This is a genomic window from Nitrosomonas ureae (assembly GCF_900108305.1).
Lineage (GTDB): Bacteria > Pseudomonadota > Gammaproteobacteria > Burkholderiales > Nitrosomonadaceae > Nitrosomonas > Nitrosomonas ureae_B.
In genome coordinates this window covers 1-5,723 of sequence record NZ_FNUX01000050.1, presented here as the reverse complement: position 1 = coordinate 5,723, position 5,723 = coordinate 1, and the positions used below count along the sequence as shown (strand labels likewise).

Below are 5,723 nucleotides of genomic sequence, written 5' to 3'. Positions count from 1 at the left end.
CAGAGTTGGAAAGAGCGTATTATTCGCAACTGAAAGTGTCAGGCATCACAGCTTGACTCAAACTAACGAGTCTCCGGAAAAATCGGGGCGGTTCACATTGCTTGGCAGTGGTTTTATACCGTTACTGATGATTGACATATCGGGCACGCCGGATCTTTATGTAGATGAATGGAATGCCAATTCATCGTGAGGCCATCGAGTAATTGCAAGCGGCCATTCAGGCTTGTGCCAATATTCAACAGAATTTTTAGCGCTTCCGCGGCTTGCATTGAACCGATTATGCCCACGATCGGTGAAAAAACGCCCATGATGGCGCAGGGCATATCTTCTTGATTTCCTGTGTCCGGGTATAAACAGTGATAGCAAGGGCTGTCGTCATGGCGTAGATCAAACACGCTGATCTGGCCGTTAAAACGCACTGCGGCCCCAGAGATTAGGGGTTTCTTATTCATGACGCACGCTTGATTGATATGGTATCGCGTATTGAAATTGTCACTGGCATCAATAACTACATCAACCTCTGCTGTGAGTTGCAGCAATTTATCAACGCCTATTTGCTCATGAATTGCAGTGACATTGATTTCCGGGTTGATTCTGGCCAGTGATTGTTTGGCTGATACAACTTTTGCAAGACCGATTGATTGGCTATCGTGCATAATTTGTCGTTGCAAATTAGTCAAATCAACCTGATCGCCATCACAAATGATCAGGTTACCAATTCCGCTGGCAGCAAGGTAAAGCGCTATGGGAGAACCTAAGCCGCCTGCTCCGACAATTAATGCACGAGAGTGATTAAGCTTTTCCTGTCCCGCAATATCAATTTGCGGGAGCAGAATATGGCGGCTGTATCGCAGCAGTTGATGGTCGTTCACAATCCTTAAATAGGCTTTTGATCAGCTATCGCTTTCATCACTTGGTTCTGGTGGGGATGAAGTGATGCCTTTAAAGTAATTCATGGCTTGTTTTAACAGTTGATCTTCTTCCGAACCGAATTCGAGAGGAGCACTATTTTTTGTATCTTTGTTCTTTTTGTTTTTTTTATCTTTTTTGTCATTTTCAGGTTTTGATTCTGTTTTCTCTGTTTTCTCTGTTTCCGAAGTTACTTTCTTTTCAGTTTTTTTGCCATTGGATAAGTGGCGATTCAAATCGGATTCACGCAGACGTTGATCATCACCGTTGTCAGCTTCATCCAGAATGTCCGGTGTGATACCCTGTGCCTGAATGGACTGCCCGTTGGGTGTGTAGTAACGCGCGGTTGTTAATTTAATCGCAGTATTATTTCCTAATGGCAATATTGTTTGCACCGATCCTTTGCCAAATGTTTGTGATCCCATAACGATGGAGCGTTTATGATCTTGTAGAGCGCCTGCAACAATTTCGGATGCTGAAGCGGAGCCGCCATTGACCAGCGTAATCATGGGTACGGTTTTTGCTGCGGAGGGTAAGCCTTTTAAGTAATCTTTATCAGGTCCGCGCAAATAAAACTCCGGGTTGGCATGTAATTTCATTTTTGCGTCAGGGCTACGTCCCTCAGTGTAAACGACCAGTGCATTTTCCGGTAGAAAAGCAGCCGAGACTGCAACAGCTCCATTAAGTAATCCTCCTGGATCGTTTCGCAAATCCAATATTAGGCCTTTCATTTCTCCCTTGTTTTCACCGAATAGAGTTCTGATCGCTTGCGCTAAATTCTCGCCCGTTTGCTCTTGAAATTGCGTGATTCGGATATAAGCGTAGCCGGGTTCGAGCATTTTTGATTTGACGCTCTGAATTTTTATGATGTCACGTACTAAATTAAAAATCAGTGGTTCTGTTTCGCCTTCCCGTACTATTGTAATTTTTATCGAAGTTTTGGGTTTGCCGCGCATGAGCTTGATCGCATCATTAAGTGTCATGCCTTTGACAACAGTGTCATCCAATTTTACGATCAGATCGCCAGTTTTAATACCAGCACGAAATGCCGGAGTGTCTTCAATGGGTGAAATCACTTTTACTACACCGTCTTCCATAGTTACTTGGATGCCTAGTCCGCCGAATTCGCCTTGTGTTCCAATTTGTAGTTCCTTATATTCGTCTTTATCAAGATACGAAGAATGAGGATCTAACCCAACAAGCATGCCATTGATAGCTTCAGTAATCAGTTTTTTGTCTTCTACCGATTCGACGTAGTCACTCTTGATGCGACCAAAAACCTGAGCGAAGGTGCGTAATTCTTCGATTGGTAATGGATGGATGGTTTCAATATTCTCTTTTTTTGCTATAGCGGAGAAATTCAAACTGAGCATAATTCCAGCGATTACTCCAATTAGAATTAAACTTGTTTTTCTGATTACATTACTCATGATGCTATCTCCGCACTGATCAAATTTGTGTAAATGGTTTGCTGCAATTATTCTATTTTTATCCACGTCAAAGGATCGAAGGGCTTGCCCTTGTAACGAAGCTCGAAGTATAGACCTGAATTTGCATTACCATCGCTATTTCCTACGGTGGCTATTGTATCGCCGCCGAGAATCATGTCACCTACTTGTTTATGGAGTGTTGTATTATTACCATAAAGGCTCATATAGTTGTTTCCATGATCCAAAATTATCAAATTACCAAAACCTCTCAACCAGTCAGCAAATACAATTCTCCCTCCTGAAATGGCTTTAACGTCGCTGCCTTTAGGCGCTTGTATAAACAGACCTTTCCACGTTATATGCTTACCTGAACGTTGACCTCCAAAAGCATTCACAAGTTTCCCGCGTACTGGTAAATTTAATTTACCCTTGAGGGATGGGAAAGGAGTATTTGCTGTAGAAGCATCTGGGAGCTTAGTATTAGTCTGAGAATTGGTGCTGGATTTCTCCTGAGCGAGGAATTTATTAATCTCATTAACCAAGCGAGTAATACGTTTTTCGTCATCCTTAAGCTTTTTAAGTTCTTGTTGCTTCTGGGTAATATTATCAGATACCTGTGATAGTGTTCTTTGCTGTTTGTTTTTTTCGTGCTCAAGTTTTTTGCGTTCATCATGATATTGGGCTTGGATGGCAGCAATTTCTTTTTTCTTGTGGCGACTCATTTCAGTGAGCGCCAAAATTTCATGTTGATTCTTTCTTAGAGCCGTAATGCTGTCTGAACGAGCAAGCGCGAATTGTTGGTAATAATAGGCGTTTCGAGCAATTTGATTGGGATCATGTTGGTTCAACAGTAAGTGTAAATAATTATGCTGCCCTTCGACATATTGCTGGTAAAGCAATTTTTCTAATCGACTTCGTTCGATTTTGATTTCTTCGCTGATTATATGGCGCCGAGTCTGTAGTTGCTTGTATTCTTCAATGGCTTTCAGGTCATCTGCAATAAGTTCGGTCAATTTGCGAGAGATGTCATTGATTGTTTTTTCGGTTTTACGTAATGCATTAGTTGTATCTTGTTTTAGTGACTCTTTATTAGCTAAATCTTTTTGGAGTAACTGGATACGTTCACGTAATAATCTGAGATTTTCTTGATCGCTTGAGAATGCTGAAAGTGGGCAAATAAAAGTCAGCACACATGCCAGCAGCACTGAATGAACACACTGTATATGAATCAAATTAAACGTACCAGTTTCCAAAAAAGTGTGATTTATTCGAATTCATGCAATGAGTATTATGCAGATACTTGAATAAGCGGATGATTATCTTAACCAACTGATTTTCCTTGATTAGCTACAATCTTCATTGCTTTCTGAATATCGGTTGGGTTTCCAAGATAATAATTTTGCATTGGTTTTAAATTATCATCCAGTTCATATACTAACGGAATACCGGTTGGGATGTTGCAATTGAGAATATCATTGTCGGAAACATTATCTAGATATTTGACCAGTGCTCTTAATGAGTTTCCATGCGCGACAATAATCACGCTCTTGTCAGCCTGGATCTGAGGTGCAATAGTTGTGTTCCAATAGGGTAAAAATCTTGTAACTGTATCTTTAAGGCACTCAGTTAAAGGAATATCATTATGCGTTAAATTTTTATAGCGCGGGTCGGCTCCGGCATAACGCTGATCATCAATGCTCAAAGCAGGTGGTCTGACATCATAGCTTCGCCGCCAAATCAGGACCTGTTCGTCACCATATTGAGTCGCTATTTCAATTTTATTAAGACCTTGCAGTGCGCCATAATGCCGTTCATTCAATCGCCACGTATGTTCTATTGGGATCCACATCTGATCCATTTCATCCAGCACTATCCATAAAGTCCGAATGGCACGCTTGAGAACGGATGTGTAGGCGATATCAAATGTAAATCCATGTTCGCGTAAAAGCTGTCCGGCATTTTGAGCTTCCTGAATGCCGTTTGGGGTTAAATCAACATCTGTCCAACCAGTAAATCGATTTTCTTGATTCCAAGTGCTTTCTCCGTGGCGCAGGAGAACAATTTTTTTCATATTGACCTTTAAGAAAAACAGAATGAATATTTTAAGAAGGCTTACAGAATATTAGTATTTTATTATAATTTTAGCTTGAAACACAGTATGGGACCGATACTTTTAAAGTTAAGCGAATACGAAAGATTCGCGCAAGTTGCATTCGTTTTTAAAAGTATTGCCTTATTCGGCTTATTAACCAAAAAATGGTGGAAGGAAGAAGAGTCCGTTGAAGAATACTCGTCACCAGACAATAAGTATTTACGCTACAAATATTTTAATTTCGATTAATATTCTAAATTTTTTGTTATACAATCCCGAGCTTAATTTGTTCATTGTTCGGCTGAAATAATTGAGTGTGCATCAATAGACTGGGTTTGCAGATAGATACAAATATAATTTTTTGGAGAGAATATGAAGGCAGTTTCTAGGAATATTTGGGTAACAAAATTTGGTGGTGTGGTTTTAGCTTCGTTGCTGGTATTGCCCGTGCATGCGCAGTTGATGCTGGCGCATGAAGGGCATCATGATGCAGGTGGTTGTGCGATTAAAACGGGTGAATTTCCAGTAACATTCAGTGCTTATGAAGTGCCTGAAGGTGGTATACCGCCAATGCATTCATTCTGCGAAAATTTGCCTAATACTGGCAAGGTGAATTTGACTGTTGAGCTGCCACAACAGGCGCGCCAAATGCTTTTGGCCGTTCGCTTGGTGAAGGAGGATCATGATGGGCATAGCGAAAAACAGCATAATAGTGCTGCTGCCGATAATAAACCGGCAGATGGTGATCATCATTCGGGCCATGAGGGTATGGAACATGGTGAACATATGGAACACGGAATCACTGAGCATGGCATCGTATATATGCCTCCAGAGATGCATAGATCAGGAATTATTGTGGTCGCAGCTAATATCGAGGAAAAAGGCCAGTATGCAATTCAGCTGGAGAGAAAGGATGATGCGGGTAATGTTAAGACGGTAGTAAAGATTCCATTAAATGTTGGAAAAGGTGGAGGTCACGGTAGTCATGGCGGTGGAATTGGATTAATGGAGATTGCACTATTGGTTGTTGCGGGCGGTGGAGCTGCTTTTTATTTTGTGCGACGCAAAAAAGCATCTGAAGCATCCGCATAATTTAATCTGTAATTATTTGATGTTAGTCCACAATTAATTTATTGAATCGATTAAAAGATGGGTGCCGAGAATTTTTTTGTGCTTTAGTTTTGTCTGTCAAAAACCCTTGACAGTACAAGGTTGACTAAGTAGTCTAAGGGAGGTTGCTATCTGGTTGGGATTGGATAGTTAGAGTAGGATTTTACGAAGGAAAGGAGAGG

5 protein-coding genes are annotated in these 5,723 nt (G+C 41.0%); 1 reads left to right on the top strand and 4 read right to left on the bottom strand.

Annotated elements, in window-relative coordinates:
- Positions 1 to 113 precede the first annotated feature (113 nt).
- From C4S39_RS14730 to gpmA, 4 genes are all read right to left on the bottom strand, one after another.
- Positions 114 to 872, bottom strand: a complete 759-nt coding sequence (locus C4S39_RS14730; RefSeq protein ID WP_103967687.1) for a HesA/MoeB/ThiF family protein — start codon at positions 870 to 872, stop codon at positions 114 to 116.
- Between the two features lie 21 nt (positions 873 to 893).
- Positions 894 to 2,339 carry a S41 family peptidase gene (locus tag C4S39_RS14725; RefSeq protein WP_103967686.1) on the bottom strand — a complete coding sequence of 482 codons (1,446 nt, stop codon included), beginning with the start codon at positions 2,337 to 2,339 and terminating at the stop codon, positions 894 to 896.
- Positions 2,340 to 2,386: 47 nt separating this feature from the next.
- Positions 2,387 to 3,529: a murein hydrolase activator EnvC family protein gene (locus C4S39_RS14720; RefSeq protein ID WP_258039469.1), complete on the bottom strand. Its 1,143-nt coding sequence runs from the start codon at positions 3,527 to 3,529 to the stop codon at positions 2,387 to 2,389.
- 131 nt (positions 3,530 to 3,660) lie between these two features.
- Entirely contained in the window at positions 3,661 to 4,410 is a 750-nt protein-coding gene (gpmA, locus tag C4S39_RS14715; protein WP_103967685.1) for a 2,3-diphosphoglycerate-dependent phosphoglycerate mutase, read from the bottom strand.
- 393 nt (positions 4,411 to 4,803) lie between these two features.
- On the opposite strand from gpmA, the gene C4S39_RS14705 reads away from it, so the two are divergent.
- Positions 4,804 to 5,523, top strand: a complete 720-nt coding sequence (locus tag C4S39_RS14705) for a hypothetical protein (protein WP_103967683.1) — start codon at positions 4,804 to 4,806, stop codon at positions 5,521 to 5,523.
- Positions 5,524 to 5,723 lie beyond the last annotated feature (200 nt).